General features: G+C 32.1%; 18 protein-coding genes and 1 tRNA gene. 11 read left to right on the forward strand and 8 right to left on the reverse strand.

Annotated elements, in window-relative coordinates:
- Nucleotides 1-68 precede the first annotated feature (68 nt).
- Together Q4Q40_RS14435 and Q4Q40_RS14440 are read left to right on the forward strand one after the other, a co-directional pair.
- The gene (locus Q4Q40_RS14435) at nt 69-1,523 is read left to right on the forward strand and encodes a T9SS type A sorting domain-containing protein (RefSeq protein WP_303302591.1); all 1,455 of its coding nucleotides are present in this window, start codon (nt 69-71) and stop codon (nt 1,521-1,523) included.
- A 131-nt stretch (nt 1,524-1,654) separates the two neighbouring features.
- Nucleotides 1,655-2,350 carry a LysE family translocator gene (locus Q4Q40_RS14440; protein ID WP_303302592.1) on the forward strand — a complete coding sequence of 232 codons (696 nt, stop codon included), beginning with the start codon at nt 1,655-1,657 and terminating at the stop codon, nt 2,348-2,350.
- Nucleotides 2,351-2,883: 533 nt separating this feature from the next.
- Here Q4Q40_RS14440 and Q4Q40_RS14445 read toward each other — a convergent pair.
- The 4 genes from Q4Q40_RS14445 to Q4Q40_RS14460 form a co-directional block, all read right to left on the reverse strand.
- Nucleotides 2,884-4,317: an RICIN domain-containing protein gene (locus Q4Q40_RS14445; RefSeq protein WP_303302593.1), complete on the reverse strand. Its 1,434-nt coding sequence runs from the start codon at nt 4,315-4,317 to the stop codon at nt 2,884-2,886.
- A 302-nt stretch (nt 4,318-4,619) separates the two neighbouring features.
- A tRNA-Cys gene (locus tag Q4Q40_RS14450) sits at nt 4,620-4,690 on the reverse strand.
- Nucleotides 4,691-4,743: 53 nt separating this feature from the next.
- Nucleotides 4,744-5,106: a dihydroneopterin aldolase gene (gene folB / locus Q4Q40_RS14455; RefSeq protein ID WP_303302594.1), complete on the reverse strand. Its 363-nt coding sequence runs from the start codon at nt 5,104-5,106 to the stop codon at nt 4,744-4,746.
- Nucleotides 5,107-5,304 carry a zinc ribbon domain-containing protein gene (locus Q4Q40_RS14460; RefSeq protein WP_303302954.1) on the reverse strand — a complete coding sequence of 66 codons (198 nt, stop codon included), beginning with the start codon at nt 5,302-5,304 and terminating at the stop codon, nt 5,107-5,109.
- 168 nt (nt 5,305-5,472) lie between these two features.
- Here Q4Q40_RS14460 and Q4Q40_RS14465 point away from each other — a divergent pair, with 168 nt between their 5' ends.
- From Q4Q40_RS14465 to Q4Q40_RS14490, 6 genes are all read left to right on the forward strand, one after another.
- Nucleotides 5,473-7,479: a glutamine--tRNA ligase/YqeY domain fusion protein gene (locus Q4Q40_RS14465; protein WP_303302595.1), complete on the forward strand. Its 2,007-nt coding sequence runs from the start codon at nt 5,473-5,475 to the stop codon at nt 7,477-7,479.
- Nucleotides 7,480-7,490: 11 nt separating this feature from the next.
- On the forward strand, nt 7,491-9,986 hold the full coding sequence (locus tag Q4Q40_RS14470; RefSeq protein ID WP_303302596.1) for a DUF2339 domain-containing protein: 2,496 nt from the start codon (nt 7,491-7,493) through the stop codon (nt 9,984-9,986).
- A complete protein-coding gene (locus Q4Q40_RS14475; protein ID WP_303302598.1) occupies nt 9,973-11,196 on the forward strand; it encodes a hypothetical protein in 1,224 nt (407 codons plus the stop codon). Before Q4Q40_RS14470 ends, Q4Q40_RS14475 begins: the two co-directional genes overlap by 14 nt.
- An 84-nt stretch (nt 11,197-11,280) precedes the next feature.
- Nucleotides 11,281-11,766, forward strand: coding sequence for a DUF1761 domain-containing protein (locus Q4Q40_RS14480; protein ID WP_303302599.1), 486 nt, complete (start codon nt 11,281-11,283; stop codon nt 11,764-11,766).
- A 67-nt stretch (nt 11,767-11,833) separates the two neighbouring features.
- Nucleotides 11,834-12,994 carry a GNAT family N-acetyltransferase gene (locus tag Q4Q40_RS14485; RefSeq protein ID WP_303302600.1) on the forward strand — a complete coding sequence of 387 codons (1,161 nt, stop codon included), beginning with the start codon at nt 11,834-11,836 and terminating at the stop codon, nt 12,992-12,994.
- Between the two features lie 144 nt (nt 12,995-13,138).
- A complete protein-coding gene (locus tag Q4Q40_RS14490) occupies nt 13,139-13,585 on the forward strand; it encodes a hypothetical protein (RefSeq protein WP_303302601.1) in 447 nt (148 codons plus the stop codon).
- A 57-nt stretch (nt 13,586-13,642) separates the two neighbouring features.
- Here Q4Q40_RS14490 and Q4Q40_RS14495 read toward each other — a convergent pair whose 3' ends face one another.
- Nucleotides 13,643-14,170, reverse strand: coding sequence for a hypothetical protein (locus Q4Q40_RS14495; protein ID WP_303302602.1), 528 nt, complete (start codon nt 14,168-14,170; stop codon nt 13,643-13,645).
- A complete protein-coding gene (locus tag Q4Q40_RS14500; protein ID WP_303302603.1) occupies nt 14,163-15,092 on the reverse strand; it encodes an SPFH domain-containing protein in 930 nt (309 codons plus the stop codon). Before Q4Q40_RS14500 ends, Q4Q40_RS14495 begins: the two co-directional genes overlap by 8 nt.
- A 78-nt stretch (nt 15,093-15,170) precedes the next feature.
- On the opposite strand from Q4Q40_RS14500, the gene Q4Q40_RS14505 reads away from it, so the two are divergent.
- The 3 genes from Q4Q40_RS14505 (at nt 15,171) to Q4Q40_RS14515 (ending at nt 17,322) form a co-directional block, all read left to right on the forward strand.
- Complete coding sequence (locus Q4Q40_RS14505; RefSeq protein ID WP_303302604.1) at nt 15,171-15,851, forward strand: hypothetical protein; 681 nt, start codon at nt 15,171-15,173, stop codon at nt 15,849-15,851.
- 92 nt (nt 15,852-15,943) lie between these two features.
- A complete protein-coding gene (locus Q4Q40_RS14510) occupies nt 15,944-17,065 on the forward strand; it encodes a glycoside hydrolase family protein (protein WP_303302605.1) in 1,122 nt (373 codons plus the stop codon).
- Between the two features lie 44 nt (nt 17,066-17,109).
- A complete protein-coding gene (locus tag Q4Q40_RS14515; protein WP_345027377.1) occupies nt 17,110-17,322 on the forward strand; it encodes a helix-turn-helix transcriptional regulator in 213 nt (70 codons plus the stop codon).
- An 83-nt stretch (nt 17,323-17,405) separates the two neighbouring features.
- Here Q4Q40_RS14515 and Q4Q40_RS14520 read toward each other — a convergent pair whose 3' ends face one another.
- Both Q4Q40_RS14520 and Q4Q40_RS14525 read right to left on the reverse strand, forming a co-directional pair.
- Nucleotides 17,406-18,509 carry a nucleotidyl transferase AbiEii/AbiGii toxin family protein gene (locus Q4Q40_RS14520; RefSeq protein ID WP_303302606.1) on the reverse strand — a complete coding sequence of 368 codons (1,104 nt, stop codon included), beginning with the start codon at nt 18,507-18,509 and terminating at the stop codon, nt 17,406-17,408.
- Nucleotides 18,506-19,270: a DUF6577 family protein gene (locus Q4Q40_RS14525; protein WP_303302607.1), complete on the reverse strand. Its 765-nt coding sequence runs from the start codon at nt 19,268-19,270 to the stop codon at nt 18,506-18,508. Before Q4Q40_RS14525 ends, Q4Q40_RS14520 begins: the two co-directional genes overlap by 4 nt.
- Nucleotides 19,271-19,426: the final 156 nt, after the last annotated feature.

The raw sequence follows: 19,426 nt of genomic DNA on the forward strand, positions 1-19,426 counted from the left end.
TATAGTTTGCAAGGCGTGAATTTTAGTTTAAAAAAACAATTAATACTAACTCATTCTAAAAACAAATTATGATGAAAAAAATTACATTATTACTAATCTTATTAACAGCATCTCTAGGATACGCACAGTCGTCTCCAATAAATTTTGAGAGCGATGTTACTACTGGTGTTAACTGGATAGATGCTGGTGTCGATGTCGCCATAGAAGATGATGCAACCCCAACAGCACCAGCTAATGGAAAAGTTGGAAGACTACTTACTAAAGCAGGTGGCCAACCTTGGCAGGAAGCCCATCTTACGATGACGACATCTGCTATTGATTTAACAACTGCTACAGGTGGTGCTAAAACTGTTTCTGTTGATGTTTATTCTACTACGGGTAATGATTTTTTGCTTAAAGTAATAGACGGAATAAGTGGCGCTGGCGCTTCAGAAGTTCCAGCCGCTCATAATGGAACTGGTTGGGAAACATTAGAATTTAATTTTAATAATGCCACTGTTGGAGGTGTTCCTAATGGAGAATATAAAACATTTGCATTTTTCCCGCTTTATGATATTTCTGGAGGTTTACCTGGAGGTTTTATTGGTATGGAAAATAATTCTCCCGTTACAACAACCTTTATCGATAATGTAACTTTTGTTGAAGGTACTTCATTACCTATTGAATCTTGTGATGATGGGATTAAGAATCAGGATGAAGATGATATAGATTGTGGCGGAGTCTGTTCTGCATGTACAGAACCAGCAGTACCACCAACAACCGCACCAAATGCACCCCCAGCAAGATTAGCAGCAGATGTTATTTCTATCTATGGAGATGCTTATGGTACTCCTATAGGTGTCGCTAATGTGCCATGGGATGATTCGGATTTTACTGTAGAAAATATTGCTTCAAATGACGTTCTAAAAATAGACTTTGGTAATTTTTTAGGGATGTCTTTAGGTGCTTCTGTTGACGCTTCTGCAATGACACATTTCCATATGGATTTTTGGATCTCCGATGCTTTTGTAGCAGGACAAGTATTTAACCCTAAGTGGTCAAATCATGCAGGTGGCGGTGTTGAAACGGATGCTTTTGAATTAACAGTAGCAATCGGACCGACTGATGTACAAACATGGGTTTCAATAGATGTTCCATTAACAAATTTTGCCAATGTGAAAGGTTCTGGTGTAACAGCCAGAGCCGAGTTATTAGAATTTTTATTAACGGTTTCGGGAACATTAGATGTTGGTTATTTAGATAATATCTATCTCCATAAAAACACCTCTTTAAGTGCAGAAGAAAATGACATAGCTCGTTTTAAAACATACCCCAACCCAACACAAGATAGTTGGACGGTTGAAACTAAAAATGAAAGCATCTCATCAATTAGAGTATTCGATATTTTAGGAAAAAATGTGTTATCAGTAACTCCTAATAAAAGCAAAGCAACCGTAGATGGATCTAGTTTAAAATCTGGACTATATTTTGCTCAAATAAAAACTGCAAATGGGATTAGCAGTTTAAAACTAGTTAAGAAATAGTTAGAGTGTTTATTAACTTAGTTTGTTTTAAAGCGTGTGATTTTATTATCACACGCTTTTTACATTTGTAGCTACCAAGCTTATATTTGTTTTAAAATATTTCTTTACTTTGTGAAAACCTTCACTTAGTTATGTTTGATGATATCTTAACCGCCATTCCATTCGGAATAATACTAGCCTTCACAATTGGTCCAGTATTTTTTGTGCTTTTAGAAACAAGTGCCACAAAAGGTTTTAGGAGTGCTTTAATATTCGATCTAGGGGTTGTATTTGCAGATATTATTTTTATCGTGGTAGCCTTTTATAGTACCAATAACCTAAGAGGGAAAATTAGTAACGACCCTAGTTTTTTTATATTTGGTGGGGTATTGTTATTTGTTTATGGTATTATCTCTTTTATAAAAACGTCAAAGTCTTTTAGAGCTATTGTTAAAGAATATCACAAAGTTGAAATTCAAAAAGATTACGGGAAACTTTTTATAAAAGGCTTTTTACTTAATTTTATAAATATTGGTGTTCTAATTGGTTGGTTAGGTTTTATGGTGTTAGGAGATTCGTTAACGACATCAGAAAATGGTGAAATTGTTTTTATAGCTACCATGGTAGCTTCTTATTTTATTACAGATCTCATTAAAATTTTGATCGCTAAAAGATTAAAAGCGAAATTAACACCTCGCCTTATTTTTAAAACTAAAAAAGTGATTGCCATTGTTATTTTAGGTTTTGGAATCTTATTATTTCTTCAAGGGGTATCCCCAGAGGCCTACAAAAAGAACAAAGAAAAATTAGAAAAAATAAGACCTATAAAAGACAAGCTTTCGGAATAATCTGGAAGTTTTTTGAAGCGTCGAATAGATTCGAAAAGCAAACTTGGATATAACACGAATCAAGTGTAAATCTAATCTTGGAAAAAATTAAAAAGAGGCTGTCTAAAAAGTGTCACCCTATGTTTGTAAAATATTGGTGTCATTCAAAACATTCCGATAATTGTCGGAGTTGAAGAATCTTAAAAATAAAACATTAAAATTTAAGAGATTCTTCAGTCGTAAGCTTCGCTTATATCTTCAAACAAAATATATTTTGTTTTCGATAGCCTACCATTGACGGATTTCATAAATGATTAATTTACAATCGTTTGTCATTCAGGGCACAGCGAAGAATCTTTATAATTAATCTCTAAAGATTCTTCAGTCGTACCTCCTTCTGAATGACACTAACTTTTTGCAAACATAGGATGACACCCAATTACGTCATTTCATACGCTAGTTAAAATTTTTAACACAGGTCTCTGAATGACACTTTTTAGACAGCCTCTTTTTATGATAAAGTATAAACCTTAATCATATACATCTTAACTATATTAATTTGCTTCTACAAATCTCCAACGAGTGGCATCCCCAGTCCAGGAAGAAGGAACTTGATTAATTCTTATATCCGATTCATTACTATGAGTACTTAAATCATTACCATTTATAGAGCGCATCTTTTTTCCTGATGAGCGATTCACCACGTATGAATATGTATTGTCGATGTCATCAATTCTCCATTGCACAAATGCCGCAGTTCCAGAAAAAGAGTTTACTCCATATATATTTGAGTAACTATTATTATTAGTTGGTCGAAAATACATTTTAGACCCTCTATTTCTAAATCTAACGTATCCATTATCTGTCGGAACAATCTCCCATTGAGTAAAATTTCCAGAATAACTTGAAGGAGCTTGTACTATTAATGTGCCGCTTGTTCCATTACTATATGGCTTAATTCTATCACCACTTTGTTTATTTTCTATAAAATAATATTGAGTAAATGTATCTTTAAACTCTTGACCATCAGCATTTAGATCTCCAGTAGTTAAGCTAATTGTTTTCCAGCTATCGTATATAACTATTCCGTCTACACCTGCATCTATAGCTGCAACTATTCTAGTGGATAGATTTGGAAATTTTTGGTGGCTATTGGTCTCAGAATCCCAAACAGGTAAAGATCCTGCTTCAGCAATATAATTAGGCCATAAGGAGTGCTCAAAACCTAAGTTGTGTGTAGTAGCTACCGATATATAATTCTTCATCGTTGTTTGTTGAAGTGATAATAGTCCCGATTGGATTCCCCAATCACATGAACCAACTAAATCTGCACCATTTAATTGCCCAGATAATTCTGAATATATATTATTCATTTGTCCTGAGTACCAAATATTTCCAGGGCGTCCATCTTCATTAAAAGGACTTATCCAATCACATTCGTATTGTTGTGCAAATGCTTTAATACGAGCTACTAGGGCATTTTTAGATGCTGTATTCTTAACAGATGTAATTGTACCGTTAAGTATCCCATTAGCTATTCTTGCTCCACCGCCACCTTGTGCAGGGTTTGCAAAAATTTTGAATCCTCTTGATTTCGCTTCATTATAAAAATAATTATACATCGTTTCATTTGGGTTAACACCATCTGCAAAAATAGCGATACGAATTCCATTAACTCCCATTTCTTCAAAACCGTCTAATGCATTGTCAATTTTAGATGTGGTATTATATGCATTCGTAATTTGTGCTTGTTTTACATCTCCAAGTACATATTCTAAGTTCCCAACATAATGATGACCAGATGAAGAGGAAGCAGTAAGACTGCTACTACTGCTAACTGTAAGATTTAATACGTTTTCAACAGACTCTTCGCTTTCAACTAACTCTTCATTATCTATTTCATTATCTGTTAGAGTTGAACAAGAATAAGTTAGAAGTGCTAAAATAACTAATAGATGAATACTTCGTTTTTGCTTAATTTTTAACATAATTTTTTAGTTTAAAGATTATTAATTTAGTTTGTAGATAAATGCTTGTAAACTTATACATGAAAGTTTTGTACACTTATGCTTTCAGAAGTACCGAAAAAAAAAGAAGAAAATAAAGAAAATCCAATCAGAATTGTTTGATTTTCAACATAGTTACACCAACATTGAGACAATACATTTCTTAATCTGAATTCAACATTAAGGATTTAATAAAAAAAGGGGTTGATTTTTACCAATATCTAATTAATTTTCTATAAAAATTACCATAAAAAAACCTTCAAGAAAAACTTGAAGGTTTTTTGAGGCGTCGAGCGGATTCGAACCGCTGTAGAAGGTTTTGCAGACCTCTGCCTAGCCACTCGGCCACGACGCCATTTTCATTATGCTACAAATGTAAAAAAAAATATAACTTATTCTTACTTTAAATTACTTTTTACGCTTATCGGTCATTTTTATCGTTACCTTTTCAACATCTCCACCAATTGGCGGGTTTAATTTACTTACCCAAACTGTTGCTTTTTTTACCAACTTATCTTCATTAAAGATTCTATTAAGTATTCGTTTTGCTACGGTTTCAAGTAAATGAGAAGGGATTTCCATTTCTTCTTTAATAATCTTATTTAAAAACACATAATCTACCGTATGAGATAACTTGTCTGTTTTCGCCGAGGTTTGTAAATCTGCTTTAACCTCTAAATCAACACGATAATCACTACCTATTTTAGTTTCCTCTTTAAGGCAACCATGATAGGCAAATACTCTAATATTTTCAACTTTTATAATACCCATTTAATTTGTAAAGAAATCAAAAACGTTACTTAATCCGTTAGTTTTAGTTTTGTAAAATTCTGCATACGTACAGCGTTCGCACATTACAGAAATGAATTTCTGATTTTGTATATCAAAAATCTTAAAAAATGTTCCACCTGTCGCTCTGTTCTCATTTGTCCTACATTTATAAGTATTACTATGATAAGCCTTTGTAATTAACCGTTTGTTAAGCTTCTTAATTACAGAAGTAGTTTCATTTTTTCAATTGATTGATCAAAAAACAAACTCGTTTATATTAATCATTCGGGAATGTTTTTAGTATTGAGCTAAAATAACTCGAATTTCCGTAATTTTGGAGCTTATTTAGTTGAAAAAATCAGAAAAATGTCTGAAGAAAGAAAGTCACTCAATTTTATTGAGCAAATTATAGAAGAAGATTTATCTAATGGCATGTCGAAAAGCGAATTGCGTTTTAGGTTTCCCCCAGAACCAAACGGTTATTTACATATTGGACATACCAAAGCCATTGGTATAAGCTTCGGCTTAGGAGAAAAATATAACGCACCTGTTAACCTGCGTTTTGATGATACAAATCCCGCAAAAGAAGAGCAAGAATATGTAGACGCTATTAAAGAAGACGTTGCTTGGTTAGGTTATAAATGGGATAAAGAATTATTTTCTTCAGATTACTTTCAACAACTATATGATTGGGCCATTATTCTTATAAAAGAAGGAAAAGCTTATATAGATTCGCAATCTAGTGAAGCCATGGCAGAACAAAAAGGAACACCAACACAACCAGGCGTAGATGGTCCTTTTAGAAATAGGAGTATTGCTGAAAATTTAGATTTATTTGAACGCATGAAAAATGGGGAGTTCGAAGAAGGTTCACACATACTTCGTGCTAAAATAGATATGCAGCACCCCAACATGTTAATGCGAGATCCAATAATCTATCGTATTCTAAAAAAACACCATCATAGAACAGCAAACGATTGGTGTATTTATCCTATGTATGATTGGACGCATGGGGAAAGTGATTATATAGAGCAAATATCGCATTCGTTATGTTCATTGGAGTTTAAACCTCACAGAGAACTTTACGATTGGTTTTTAGATCAGGTTATAGATACAACTCTTATAAGACCTAAGCAACGTGAATTTGCGCGTTTAAACTTAAGTTACACTATTATGAGTAAGCGTAAATTGCTTCAATTAGTTAATGATGGTGTGGTAAATGGATGGGATGACCCTCGTATGCCAACAATTTCAGGTTTACGTCGTCGCGGTTATACACCGAGTGCTATTAGAAAATTTGTAGAAACCGTTGGTGTTGCAAAACGAGATAATATCATTGATGTGTCGCTTTTAGAATTCTGTATTCGTGAAGATTTGAATAAAACGGCGCCACGCGTAATGGCTGTTTTAGACCCTGTAAAATTAGTGATTACAAACTACCCTGAGGGTAAAGAAGAATGGTTAGAGGCGGAGAATAATCAAGAGGATGCAAGTGCAGGCTTTAGAAAAGTACCTTTTTCTCGTGAGTTATATATTGAAAAAGAAGATTTCAAAGAAGAAGCTGGTAATAAATTTTTTAGACTGAAATTAGGAGGTGAGGTGCGTCTTAAAAACGCTTACATCATTAAAGCCGAAAGTGTTAAAAAAGATGTTGATGGGAATATTACTGAGATTCAGTGTACTTATTCTGAGGACACTTCTAAAAAAGTAAAAGGCACATTACATTGGGTGTCTATTAAGCATGCTATAAAGGCGGAGGTTAGAGAATATGATCGTTTGTTTATGGACGAGGCTCCTGATAGTCATCAAGACAAAAGTTTTATGGATTTTATAAATCCGAATTCTTTAAAAGTTATTGAGGCCTTTGCTGAGCCAAGCTTAAAAGATTCAAAAAAAGGAGATCAGTTTCAATTTCAACGTTTGGGCTATTTTAATGTAGATAATGATTCTACTGCAGAAAAAATCATATTTAATAAAACTGTTGGGCTACGTGATTCTTGGGCTAAGCAAAAACCTGTTCAGAATAATTCCAATCAAAAGCAACAAAAGAATAACCATTCGCAACCTAAGCGAAAAGCCATTGATGTTATTCAGCAACTAGGGAAAAAGTACACTAATTTACCAGAAATAAAGCAGCAAAAAGTAAAAGCTGAGATTCGGGAACTAGCTAAAAATGTAACTTACGAAGAACTACAACCACTATTCAATACTGCTGTTAAAAAAGTAGGTACCAGAATTGCGGTTGTGCTCTCTTTAGGTGTGTTATTAGAAAACGGACAAATAAAAAATGACGATATTAGTGCCTTTATATCTAAAGCTTTAGAAGACAAAAACGATATTTTAGTCCAAGAAGCTTCTGTGATCAATCCCTAAACTGAAAGCCTATGAATTATCTTTTACTATTTGTAATACTAATTATATTAATTGTTTTACTTAATAAGATAAATTCCAGTTTTCACAAATTAAATGAAAATAATAAGAGGCTAAATGAGAATATTAAAATACTAAACAATAAGATCAACGGTCTTACTAATGGCAGTATTTCAGCTAAAAAAGAAACAGAGTCTCCAGTAACCATGCCTCCTCCAATAATTAAGGAGGCTTTACCTATTCCAGAAGTCAAAAAACCGCCTCTTGAAACGCCTATTTCAAAACCAGTTATTGATGAAGAAAAATCAAAACCTTTACCAGAGCCTATAAAAGCAGACGCTATTAAAACATTTACCGTTCAAAAAGAAGAACGTATTGAAGATGTTATTAAAAAAGCCAAAGCCTTAAAACCACCAAAAAAATCAGTTTGGGAACAATTCAAAGAGAAAAATCCCGATTTAGAAAAGTTTATTGGTGAAAATCTAATTAATAAACTAGGGGTTTTAATACTCGTTTTAGGTATTAGTTACTTCGTAAAATATGCCATAGATAAAGATTGGATAAATGAGCCAGCAAGAGTAGGAATAGGTGTTTTATGCGGTTCTTTAGTCATGCTTATTGCTAATAAATTACGTAAAAAATATGCGGCTTTTAGCTCGGTTTTAGTAGCGGGAGCCATTGCCATTTTTTACTTTACTATTGCCATTGCCTTTCATGAATACCAGCTTTTTAATCAACAAATAGCTTTTGCTATTATGGTTATTATTACGCTGTTTAGCTGTTTAGTATCCTTATCATACAATAGAATAGAACTTGCTGTATTGTCACTTATTGGCGGATTTGCTGTTCCTTTTATGGTGAGTACAGGTTCTGGAAATTATGTGGTGCTCTTTACATACATCATCATTTTAAATATTGGAATAACCATATTAGCATTCTATAAAAAATGGCATTTGGTAAATACACTGGCTTTTATATTTACGGTGCTTTTATTTGGTGCTTGGTTTGTAAAAGATACTAACAGCGAAACCCCTCATTATATGGGAGCGCTACTTTTTGCGTTTGCATTTTACGTCATATTTACACTCGCAAACATTATAAATAATGTAAAAACCAAAGCGATTTTTAGTAAAACACAACTAACTCTTTTAGCAGTAAACACATTTTTCTTTTTTGCTGTGGGCATGGTGGTATTAAATAATTACCATCCTGAACTTAAAGGACTATTTACAGCGGGATTAGCCATCCTTAATTTGTTTTTTGCCTGGTTCTTATATAAGACATTTAAATTGGATAAGATTGCTGTTTATATGTTAATAGGTTTAACATTAACCTTTATAACTTTAGCTGTTCCTTTACAATTTGAAGGTAATTATATTACACTATTCTGGGCAGCAGAAGCTGTTTTATTAATGTGGTTAGCCAAAAAATCGAGTATTAGTAGCTATCGTTTTGTATCAGTGATTGTACATGTTTTATCAATTTTTAGTCTTGTTATAGATTGGACTCAAAAATATAATGACGAAGCTATTTTAAATATTGTAGCAAATCCCATTTTTATAACGGGTGCTTTTGTAGTTACATCTCTTTTTCTGGTTTATTTTTTACTTAAAAAAGAAACTGTCCGTTTACCCTTTTGGAAATTAGTAATGGATACGGGTAAATATCGTAAATGCATATTAATTGCTGGCATATTACTTTTATATATCGTTGGGTTTATAGAAACCTTTTTTCAAGCCATTTACCATATAGAAAACTGGAGTTCTGCTTTGTCGCTCCCAGCACTTTACCATTTACTTTTTACTGCTGTTGTTGCTTTTATTTTCTTTAGAAGAAAAACCGTTCTCTATACTCAGGTAGCAAATATAATTGCTTGTGGAAATATTATTCTTTTTGCCATGTTCTTTTTAGGTTTCGTTTTCGAAGAGCATAGTGACTTTATTGCTGCTATCAGCAACTACCAAACAGCTTTTTATTTGCATTATATCATGTTTGCTTTAACCTTATTTTTTGGTTTTATTATCTATCAATCAAATAAGAAGAGGCCTGTTTTTAATATATTCAATAAGAAAATAGTTATTTGGATCGCTGCTTTCTTATTAATCTTTATAGCTAGTAGTGAAGTTCTATTACACGGATTAAAATTACTAACAGACCCTATAGACCTTCAAGACACACAAAACGCATTGCCTTATGAAGATATAGCTTTGGCAAAGCGAAAAATAATTAAGACTTCTTTTCCTGTTTTATGGGGGATTCTAGCTTTTATGTTTTTAGTTTTTGGTATTAAAAAACAAATAAAAAGCGTACGAATAATTGCTTTGGTATTGCTAGGAATCACTATTATTAAATTGTTCGTTTACGATATTAATAACATATCTGAAACAGGTAAAATTATATCATTTATTCTATTAGGTGTTTTAATTTTAATCATCTCATTCGTCTATCAAAAAATTAAATTTTTGGTTATTGATGATACTAAAGAACAGATAAATAATGAAACAGATTAGATTTTTATTACCCCTTTTATTTGCTAATCTTGCGATTGCTCAATATAATACAACAGGGGAATTAACAGAAGCTAATATAAACGGCTTACATGAAATTCGTTTACCAAACGAAATCCGCTCTTTTTCTAATAAAGATCTTAGCGATTTTAGAATCTTTGATAGTAAAGGAAAAGAAGTCCCTTATTTTATTCGCAAGAAAGGGAAATTGTTAAGAACAAATGAATATGCTACGTTTAAGATTGTTTCAAAAACGGTACTTAAAGACACTAGTTCTTCTATTATTTTCGAGAATCCGTTTAAAACTATTAAACAATTTGTTTTATCTGTAGCTAATTATTCAGGGTCTAAAACATTTAAACTTTCTGGAAGCAATAATCGAGAGGAATGGTTTGGCATATTAAATAATGGGGCGTTATCTAATTTGCATGATGCAAAGGGTATAAGTGTAGACAAAACGATTACATTTCCGCAGTGTGCATATCGTTATTTAAAAATCGTGTTTAATGATAAAAACAGCTTGCCTATAAATGTTTTAAAAATTGGAAGTATTTCTAATAATGCGATCCATAGAGCATTACAAATAGTAACACCTCAAACCAAAACTACCTCAGAATTAATCCAAGAGAAAAAAACACAGATTCATGTTACTTTCAAGAACAAAGAAGTTATAAACCAGATTCAATTTAAAGTAATTGCGCCAGAGTTTTTTAATAGAAATGTTATTATATATACAAAATCCTCAAGAGTTGTAAAACATAAAACAGAGGTCTACAATAAGGAATTAGCTCGCTTTCGATTAAACTCAGAAACCGAAATGATCTTTAATATTCCTGAGATTATTGAAGACAGTATTTATATTGAAATTGAAAACAAAGACAGTAATAATTTAACGTTTAGTGATATTCGTTTTTTTCAAAAGCCACTATACATTATAACAACATTAAATAAGAACGAACATTATAGTATTAAAACAGGAAGTAAGACTGCCAAAGCTCCTGAGTATGATCTTTCTTTTTTTAGAAATAATATTTCTGAAGATCTACCAAGCGTAGAAATAAAAGAAATCGTAAAACAAAAAACACCTCAAGACCTTGTTAAGAAAGAATCTTTATGGCAAAAGCCATGGTTTATGTGGAGCTGTATTATTATTACAGGATTAGTTATTTTATTTTTTATATCAAATTTGGTTAAAGATTTAAAAAAAGAATAAGTGCTTAAGTTCTTACATTCAGCAATTTAAAAGCTATCACTTTGTTTTTTTGTATATTTATCTTCTAACTATAACTAAAGAATTATGGATTTATTAAACTTCCCAGCAATTATTGTTGCTGCAGTTTCGGCATTAGTTGTCGGATTTATTTGGTACAACCCAAAAGTTTTTGGAAATGCTTGGATGCAAGCAGCTGGTATGACAGACGAGCAAGTTAAAGGTGGAAACATGGCTAAAATTTTTGGTTTAGCATTATTGTTTGCTTTCTTATTAGCTACAGCACTTCCTGGCATTGTTATTCATCAAATGGGTGTTTATAGTTTAGTTGGAGGTGATCCATCTATTGCTTTACCTTCTTATGAAGCTTTAATGAATGATTATGGTGATGCTTTTAGAACGTTTAAACATGGTGCTTTACATGGCTCACTAGCAGGTGTTTTTATAGCACTTCCTATTATAGGTACAAACGCTTTATTTGAACGTAAAGGGGCCAAATATATTTTTATTAATAGTGGCTATTGGATTGTGACTTTAACTGTAATGGGCGCTATTATTTGCGGCTGGAAATAATCATTTTGTAAAGTTTTAACATATTTAAAGACTGAAAACTGTAATTTTCAGTCTTTTTATTTTCCTATTGAACAAAACATCTCATATTTATTATTCTGCTAACAAGCTTCCTAAAGGTTGGGATGCTTTAGTAAACCACGATATTTTTTTACAAGTAGACTATTTAAAAGCTTTGGAAGAAGCTTCTCCAGATAATATTCAACATTTTTATATTGGTGTTTACAATAACAATCTTTTAGTCGGTATTGCTATCATACAGCGCGTACAATTGTACTTAAAAGATATGTTTAGAAAAACACAAGTCTCTTGCTTAAAAGAATTTTTTCAAGACATTGTTTCAAAAATATTAAAAGGAAACATTCTCGTTGTTGGAAACTTGACGCATACAGGGCAACACGGCGTGTTTTTTAACAAGGAGAACATCTCTCAATCTGCATACTTAGAATGTGTTTTTAATGCCTTAGAGACCATTAAAAAAGACATAAAGGAAAAGCAAAACAAGAAAATTCGAGCTATTATGTTTAAGGATTATTTTCTTGATGATACTATTCACGCTGAAACATCTTTTTTTAATTCACATAAATTACACAAAGTTTCTGTACAGCCAAATATGATTATGAAAATACGACCAGAGTGGCAGGTTATTGATGATTATATGGCTAGTATGACCAAGAAATATCGAACACGGTATAAGCGAGCAAAAAAGAAACTAGGGGTTATTACATGCCATGAATTAGATTTGGAAACAATTAAAAGTAATTCTAACAAACTACATAACCTTTATTTGAATGTTTCTAACAATGCTAAGTTTAATACTTTCTTGTTACCAGAAAATCATTTTTATAGCTTAAAATTATATTTAAAAGAAAATTTTAAAGTTTTTGGATATTATTTAAACAACAGACTCGTCGGGTTTTTTACTTTAATCGTAAACAACAAAAATCTAGAAACTTATTTTTTAGGTTATGATAACGAACATCAGCATTCAAATCAATTGTATTTGAATATGTTATATGACATGGTTAAGTACGGCATTGATAATCCATTGCCTTATATTGTTTATGCAAGAACAGCTATGGAGATTAAAAGCTCTGTAGGCGCTAAACCCGAAGCTATGGCAGTATATATAAAACATACCAATGGGTTTATTAATGCTATTTTAAAACAGGTATTTGGTTTAATGAACCCTAAACAAGATTGGGAAGAACGCCATCCTTTTAAAGAATAAAACATAGGCGCATTAAGTATTTAAATATTCTTCCGACTTATATAGTGTCTGGTTAGAACACAGCACTATAGTATAAAATATACGCTTATGAAACAATGGTTTTTTCTTTTATTAGTTTTTCCTCTTTGTATTTTTTCCCAAAATATGACGAATGAAAAACTCCAAGATATTTATTCGGCTGTTAGCGATTCCATTCAAGGACGTAGTGGTTCTTGGCAGTTTTATATAAAAGACATTCCATTTATGTCTATTACAGATACCAACCACAATAGAATGCGAATTATTTCGCCAATTGCAGATTCAAATAGTTTAAATGATGCCTTGATCAAGGCTGCTTTGGTTGCTAATTTTCACACTGCTTTAGATGTTAAATACGCCGTTTCAGATGGTATTTTATGGTCAGTATTTATTCATCCATTAAAAGAATTATCAGAAGATCAAGTAAAAGATGCGGTTAGTCAAGTGTATTATGCTCATGTGAATTTTGGTTCAACATTTGCCAGTACATCGCTTACTTTTCCAGGAAAATTAAGTAACGTAAAAAAGGAGGAGATAAAGAAAGAAGAAAAAACAAAGTATAGAAAGTTATAGATTTAAAAGTAAAGCGGTCTGAAAAATATTTAAATATTTTTCAGACCGCTTTATATATCAAATATCTTCGGTAGTAACCTCGTCGTCTGGAATTTCCAGACTTGTTTTAAAATTTGGAAGCACCTGATTCATCATAGCTTCATTTTTTAATTGCTTAATATCAATAAAATACCATGATTTTGCTTCGGCATTATAAATTCCAAATAAGTAGCTTTTAGTTTTAATCCGCTTGCCATTCATAGTCACTTGATTGAAAGCTTCGACATAACAGCGATATTCACCATCTTCTAAAACAACATCTGAAACTTCTAAAGCATCAGATTTTTCAAAAACAAAACCAGCTTCTTTCATCGTATTAAACTTTGATTTTAGTAATTCAAGCGCCATTTCGTTCCCGCCCATCATTTTTAAAAAACCTGGATGCATGTAGTCTATAGACTTATTAAAATCCATTTTAAAAGTCGCTTGACAAATTCTTTTGGCGTCTCTTAAAGCCGATGTTTTTAATTCTTGGGTAGATTGCGCAAAAGAAATGCTACTACAAAAAAGTAGTAGCATTAAAATAGTTGAAGTTGTTTTATTCATTTTTATTCTTGTCTTTTTTATTATTTTTCATAGCCTCACCAATTTGATTACTAGCCGTAAAACTGGCCACCATATCATTCAACATTTGGCTTCCTGCCTGTGGTGAATTAGGCAATAAAATTAAGTTACTATTGGTTTCTTGCCCTATAGCTTGTAATGTATCATAGTGTTGTGTTACTACTATAAGTGCAGACGCTTCTTGCGAGTTAATACCAACTTTGTTAAGTACTTCAACAGACTCTTCTAAACCTCGCGCAATTTCACGACGTTGGTCTGCAATACCTTGACCTTGTAAACGCTTGCTTTCTGCTTCTGCTTTTGCTTTTTCAACAATTAAAATACGAGCCGCATCTCCTTCATATTGTGCAGCCGTTTTTTCTCTATCTGCAGCATTAATTCTATTCATGGCTTCTTTTACTTGTGCATCTGGGTCTATATCGGTTACTAATGTTTTAATAATATCATAACCATAATCTTGCATGGCTTCATTCAATTCAGATTTTACAGCAATAGCAATATCATCTTTTTTTAAGAAAACATCATCCAAAATCATTTTTGGTACTTCAGCACGTACTACATCAAACACATAACTTGTAATCTGATCATGTGGGTAATCCAATTTATAAAAAGCATCTGCAACCTTGGTTTTAATTACTTTATATTGCACAGATACTTTTAAACGTACAAATACATCATCTTTAGTTTTTGTTTCTACAATAACATCTAGTTGTTGAATTTTTAAACTTAATCTGCCTGCAATCCTATCTACTAATGGAATTTTAAATTGTAAGCCTGATTGACGAATAGCTTGAAATCTACCAAAGCGTTCTATAATAGCCGCAGTTTGTTGTTTTACAATAAAGAATGACGAGATTAATATTATTAATCCGAATACGATAATAATGGTAAGGAAATAGTTCATGGTATTTATATAAAAATGTTAGAAAATAACGAATTACTAATTTAAGTTATATTTGCACACTTATCCCTATAAATGTTTATGAAAAAACAACTCGTCTTATTAGTAGTCATTATGACCTGTTTTGTTACAACAAATTTTGCACAAAAAGGAAATCTTAGAATTTCTAATGGCTTTGGAATTAATGCTGCAATTACCAAATTTGACATTGCTACAAATAACTTTGTTACCAAACAAGGTGATGGCTTTTTAGGCGGTTTATCTGCAACGGTAGATATTCCTCATAAGCCGTATAATATAAGTTTTGGGATGCAATTATCTGAAAGCAATATCGAAATTTTAGGAAGACCTACTATAACGAGTACAGAAGAAGCTTTTATTGAATATAAAATATTTGCTGCTCAAGTAACTTTATTAGGGCATATAAAGATTATTCCAGATCATTTTACTATAGATTTAGGACCTATGCTACAATATAACAGCAGATTAGAATTTAAAAATAAAGACCAAAAAGGTTACTTTGTAAATAACTACACAAATTTATCTGCTGAGGATATTACTACTATTTCCCAATTTAATTTGAATGGAGCCGTAGGAGCTTCGGCAGGCATAAAAAATGTAAAACTCAAGGCTCAATACGTTTATGGTTTTACCAATATATTAAATAAATTAAATTCTCAAGACGTTGATCCTTCAGGAGGAAATTCAAGCTTTAAAGGGAACCAAAATATGTTGGTTTTTGGAGTTTTATTTTTATTTTAGCCTAATAAAAATTTCTTGAAACCAACTACTTCTGCCTTTGCCAGCAGGTAGGCCCGACAAGAGGTGGGGAATTTTTAAATTAAAAGGTATTTATGAAAAGAAGAACATTTATTGAAACTTCTGTAAAAGGGTCTGCAATTTTAGCTACAACGGGTTTGTGGTCATGTTTGTCTAATAATAATCAACCTCCAAAAACAGCTTTTATTGATCGTATTTTACCTGCTCCTAAAAATGGTGGTTTTCGTGATGATGATTATTGGATTTGGGGATCGTCTGTTATTAAAGGGGAAGATAATAAATACCATATGTTTGCCTCCCGATGGTCTAAAGATGTAGGCTTCGGTAATTGGGTTACAAACTCAGAAGTTGTTCGTGCGGTATCAGATACGCCAGTAGGACCTTATGTTTTTGAAGAAGTGGTACTTCCTGTTCGTGGAAAAGAATTTTTTGACGGGATGTGTACGCACAACCCAAGGGTTATAAAATATAAAGACAAATATTTATTATATCATTTTGGCACAACCTATGATTTCCCACAACCTACAAAAGAAAACCCAAGTGTTTCTGGTGAAAACTGGAATCAAGCCTGGATGAATAAACGTATTGGTTTGGCTATTAGTGATTCTGTTTATGGACCGTGGGAACGCGTGGACAAACCTGTAATTGAACCACGTCCTGGACATTGGGATGCTTCTATTACATCTAATCCAGCTCCTGCTGTAGATCCAAAAACAGGAAAAATATTGTTGATGTATAAATCATCAGTAAATTCAAAACCACCACTATTATTAGGCGTATCTATGGCATCTAGCCCAAAAGGGGAGTATAAAAGATTAAGTGAAGAACCTGTATTTCGTTTTGAAACAGAAACCAATAGCCATATAGACGTAGAGGATCCATACATTTGGTGGGCAGGCGATCAGTATGAAGCGGTTATAAAAGATAGATCTGGAGAAATTTGTGGAGAAGAGGGTGGTGGTATTCATGTTTGGTCTAAAGATGGTATAAAGTGGCATTTATTTGATAATGTAAAGGCCTATAGCCGTAATATTTTATGGGATGATGGTACACGAACGCATCAAAACCATTTTGAACGTCCTTTTGTTCTCATTGAAGACGGAAAGCCTACGCATTTATTTGCGGCTGTTGGTAGTGGACCCAAAGCTTGGAAATTTGAAAATACTTGGAATATGGTGATTCCTTTGAAGCATTAGGTTAGTTAGGGTTTTTGCTACAATTTTAAAACCCTTATATTAGCATGGTGTCGAAACAAAACTTAAATAGAATTAAATCTATTCTTGCTGAAAAGAATACAAACAATAAACAATTAGCACATCATTTAGGAAAAACGGAATCTACTGTTTCAAGATGGTATACTAATGAAGTTCAACCTTCCATTGAGACCTTATTTGAAATCTCTAAATTCTTAAAAATTGATATTCGGGAATTGTTGGTTTCGACAGGAAATTGATTAACTGAATGATTTGGTTATGGTATTATATATCCTTTCTTGAAAAGGTTTGTTCAAACCTTTATATTGTGTCTTTTTTATTCTTAATCAATCAAATTCATTACTTCTAGGGTTTTGTACCAATAGTAAAAACCTGATTTATCTGGTTGTCTTTTTAATCGGTTCAAGAAGTTCCAATCTTGATTTTTAATAGTTAATACCTTTATGTCTTGGTTGTTGTAATATTCCAGTGGTGATAGTTCTTTGTACAGCAGTTTTGTTGCTAAATATGCAATTCGTGCAGCAGCAGGAATCGCATCATCAATTCTAAAATTACCAATCATTAAGAAGCCAGTACCAAAAGCACGTATTCCTTTTTGTAGCTCTGTAAATTTTGATTTATCGTCTGGAGAACCATTTCCTTTTTTTGCGAGAATCAAACAAGTGTCTATGGTGTCTTTCAGCACTTTTTCTGGAGTTAAATTTGGTGCTTCTGCCTTACGATACTCAATTTCTCGTATTGCAAAGGCTTCAAAGCTTTGAGAGACAGTTGCAATATTTTCTATTCTTTCGAAGAGTTTACTTAAATCGAATAACTGTTTGCAAATTTCCATAGAAAATGGTTGTTCGTCTTTTCCTTTGAAATAAGGAATTCCAACAGTATTTGGAGCAAAAGCTGTTAGCTTGTCACCTGTAATAGCATCAATTGTTGGTAGTTTAATGATCGTTTCTCCTTCTGTTTCAATCCATTTGGTTTGTACAGTTTTTTCGATTGATTCAGGATAAATAGAGTCTTCAATTAATACATCTAACAAAATGGTTCCAGAATATTTTCCTTTCGTTACAGAATCAAAAGTAAAAGAATAATGTGCTTTTGGAACACCTATTTTATAACTGCGGTGCTCATCCAATTCAAATGATTTGAAATTAGACGAATTAACAACCTTTTTTAATATCTTTTCTAAGGTTTCTCTGTCTGTATTGCAAATGATATCAATATCAATGGAGAATCTATTTCCTTCTTCAAGTAAAAGAACTAGACTCGTACCTCCTTTGAAAATAAAATCGAGCCCATTAACTTTAATACATTCCAACAAATGAAGAGCATAAATCATTTTTTCAAGAATAGCCTTGTCTATTCGCTTATGCACTGCCTGTTTTTTAAAAGTATCAAACCATTCTTCTGTAAAGCAATGTTCTTTTATCATTCAATGACATCTTTTACTAGGTGGTACATATTGTTGGTCATAAATTGCTTAATGTCTTGTTCTCGATCTCTTCGTTTAGCATAACTGAATAATTTGGTGTAATTAAGTGTATAGCTTTTTAAAGCATTTTCATACACATGTATCAGTTCAACTCCTTGGTAAAAATAGAATAGTTTGTGTTCTGAGAAAAGGTCTACCAGTATTTTTTCAAGTAGAGGTGTGTAGAATTTAGTTCTCTTTTCCGTACTTTTTGAAATAGGTGATCTAGTGATGAGCTTTTTTATAATAACAGGGCTTTGACTTTCGGAAATATAAAAGTCAATGGTTTTTTCATCTGGATTTAGATAGAAATCAAATCGAAAAGAGTCTTTTAGTTCATAATAGAGTGATTCAACAAAATCTTTTTCAATTTCTATAATAATTAATTTTTTACCTGATTGATGTTGGGAAAATTCATTTATCCAATCAGTGTCCCATAGACAGTATTTTACATCTTCAAATCGCTCAGAAATTACTTTGGCTAGTTTTAAAATCTCTCCAGAAATTTCGGGTTTGTACTTTGGCCTGTATGAAATGATGTAATAGCCTCTTTGTATTGATTTTATGATGTTCTTATTTTTAAGGTCATAAATCCTCCATCCAAAGGTACCTTCTTTCAAGTCTGGTTCGAAATACCTAAAAAAGTCAAATAGTTCTTCTCTTGAAAAAGTATCTCTGTCTTTAAATTCCTCTATGAGTTTATTTTCAATGATTTTCGGCATTTCAAATCTAATTTATACCAAATATAATGAAATTTGGTAAATATTAGAAATCAAAAAAATGCCAGTAAAAATAATAAATGGCAAATATTTGAATAATATTAAACAAGTTAATTAAAAAAAATTTACAAAATAAACCACTCTCCGATGGACTTCCAG

This window comes from Flavivirga jejuensis (assembly GCF_030540765.1).
Taxonomy (GTDB): Bacteria; Bacteroidota; Bacteroidia; order Flavobacteriales; family Flavobacteriaceae; genus Flavivirga; species Flavivirga jejuensis.

Coding starts and splice junctions, on each gene's coding strand:
- Q4Q40_RS14435 (WP_303302591.1), top strand. CDS start 69: ATGATGAAAAAAATTACATTATTACTAATCTTATTAACAGCATCTCTA.
- Q4Q40_RS14440 (WP_303302592.1), top strand. CDS start 1,655: ATGTTTGATGATATCTTAACCGCCATTCCATTCGGAATAATACTAGCC.
- Q4Q40_RS14445 (WP_303302593.1), bottom strand. CDS start 4,317: ATGTTAAAAATTAAGCAAAAACGAAGTATTCATCTATTAGTTATTTTA.
- folB (WP_303302594.1), bottom strand. CDS start 5,106: ATGGGTATTATAAAAGTTGAAAATATTAGAGTATTTGCCTATCATGGT.
- Q4Q40_RS14465 (WP_303302595.1), top strand. CDS start 5,473: ATGTCTGAAGAAAGAAAGTCACTCAATTTTATTGAGCAAATTATAGAA.
- Q4Q40_RS14470 (WP_303302596.1), top strand. CDS start 7,491: ATGAATTATCTTTTACTATTTGTAATACTAATTATATTAATTGTTTTA.
- Q4Q40_RS14475 (WP_303302598.1), top strand. CDS start 9,973: ATGAAACAGATTAGATTTTTATTACCCCTTTTATTTGCTAATCTTGCG.
- Q4Q40_RS14480 (WP_303302599.1), top strand. CDS start 11,281: ATGGATTTATTAAACTTCCCAGCAATTATTGTTGCTGCAGTTTCGGCA.
- Q4Q40_RS14490 (WP_303302601.1), top strand. CDS start 13,139: ATGACGAATGAAAAACTCCAAGATATTTATTCGGCTGTTAGCGATTCC.
- Q4Q40_RS14495 (WP_303302602.1), bottom strand. CDS start 14,170: ATGAATAAAACAACTTCAACTATTTTAATGCTACTACTTTTTTGTAGT.
- Q4Q40_RS14500 (WP_303302603.1), bottom strand. CDS start 15,092: ATGAACTATTTCCTTACCATTATTATCGTATTCGGATTAATAATATTA.
- Q4Q40_RS14505 (WP_303302604.1), top strand. CDS start 15,171: ATGAAAAAACAACTCGTCTTATTAGTAGTCATTATGACCTGTTTTGTT.
- Q4Q40_RS14510 (WP_303302605.1), top strand. CDS start 15,944: ATGAAAAGAAGAACATTTATTGAAACTTCTGTAAAAGGGTCTGCAATT.
- Q4Q40_RS14515 (WP_345027377.1), top strand. CDS start 17,110: ATGGTGTCGAAACAAAACTTAAATAGAATTAAATCTATTCTTGCTGAA.
- Q4Q40_RS14520 (WP_303302606.1), bottom strand. CDS start 18,509: ATGATAAAAGAACATTGCTTTACAGAAGAATGGTTTGATACTTTTAAA.
- Q4Q40_RS14525 (WP_303302607.1), bottom strand. CDS start 19,270: ATGCCGAAAATCATTGAAAATAAACTCATAGAGGAATTTAAAGACAGA.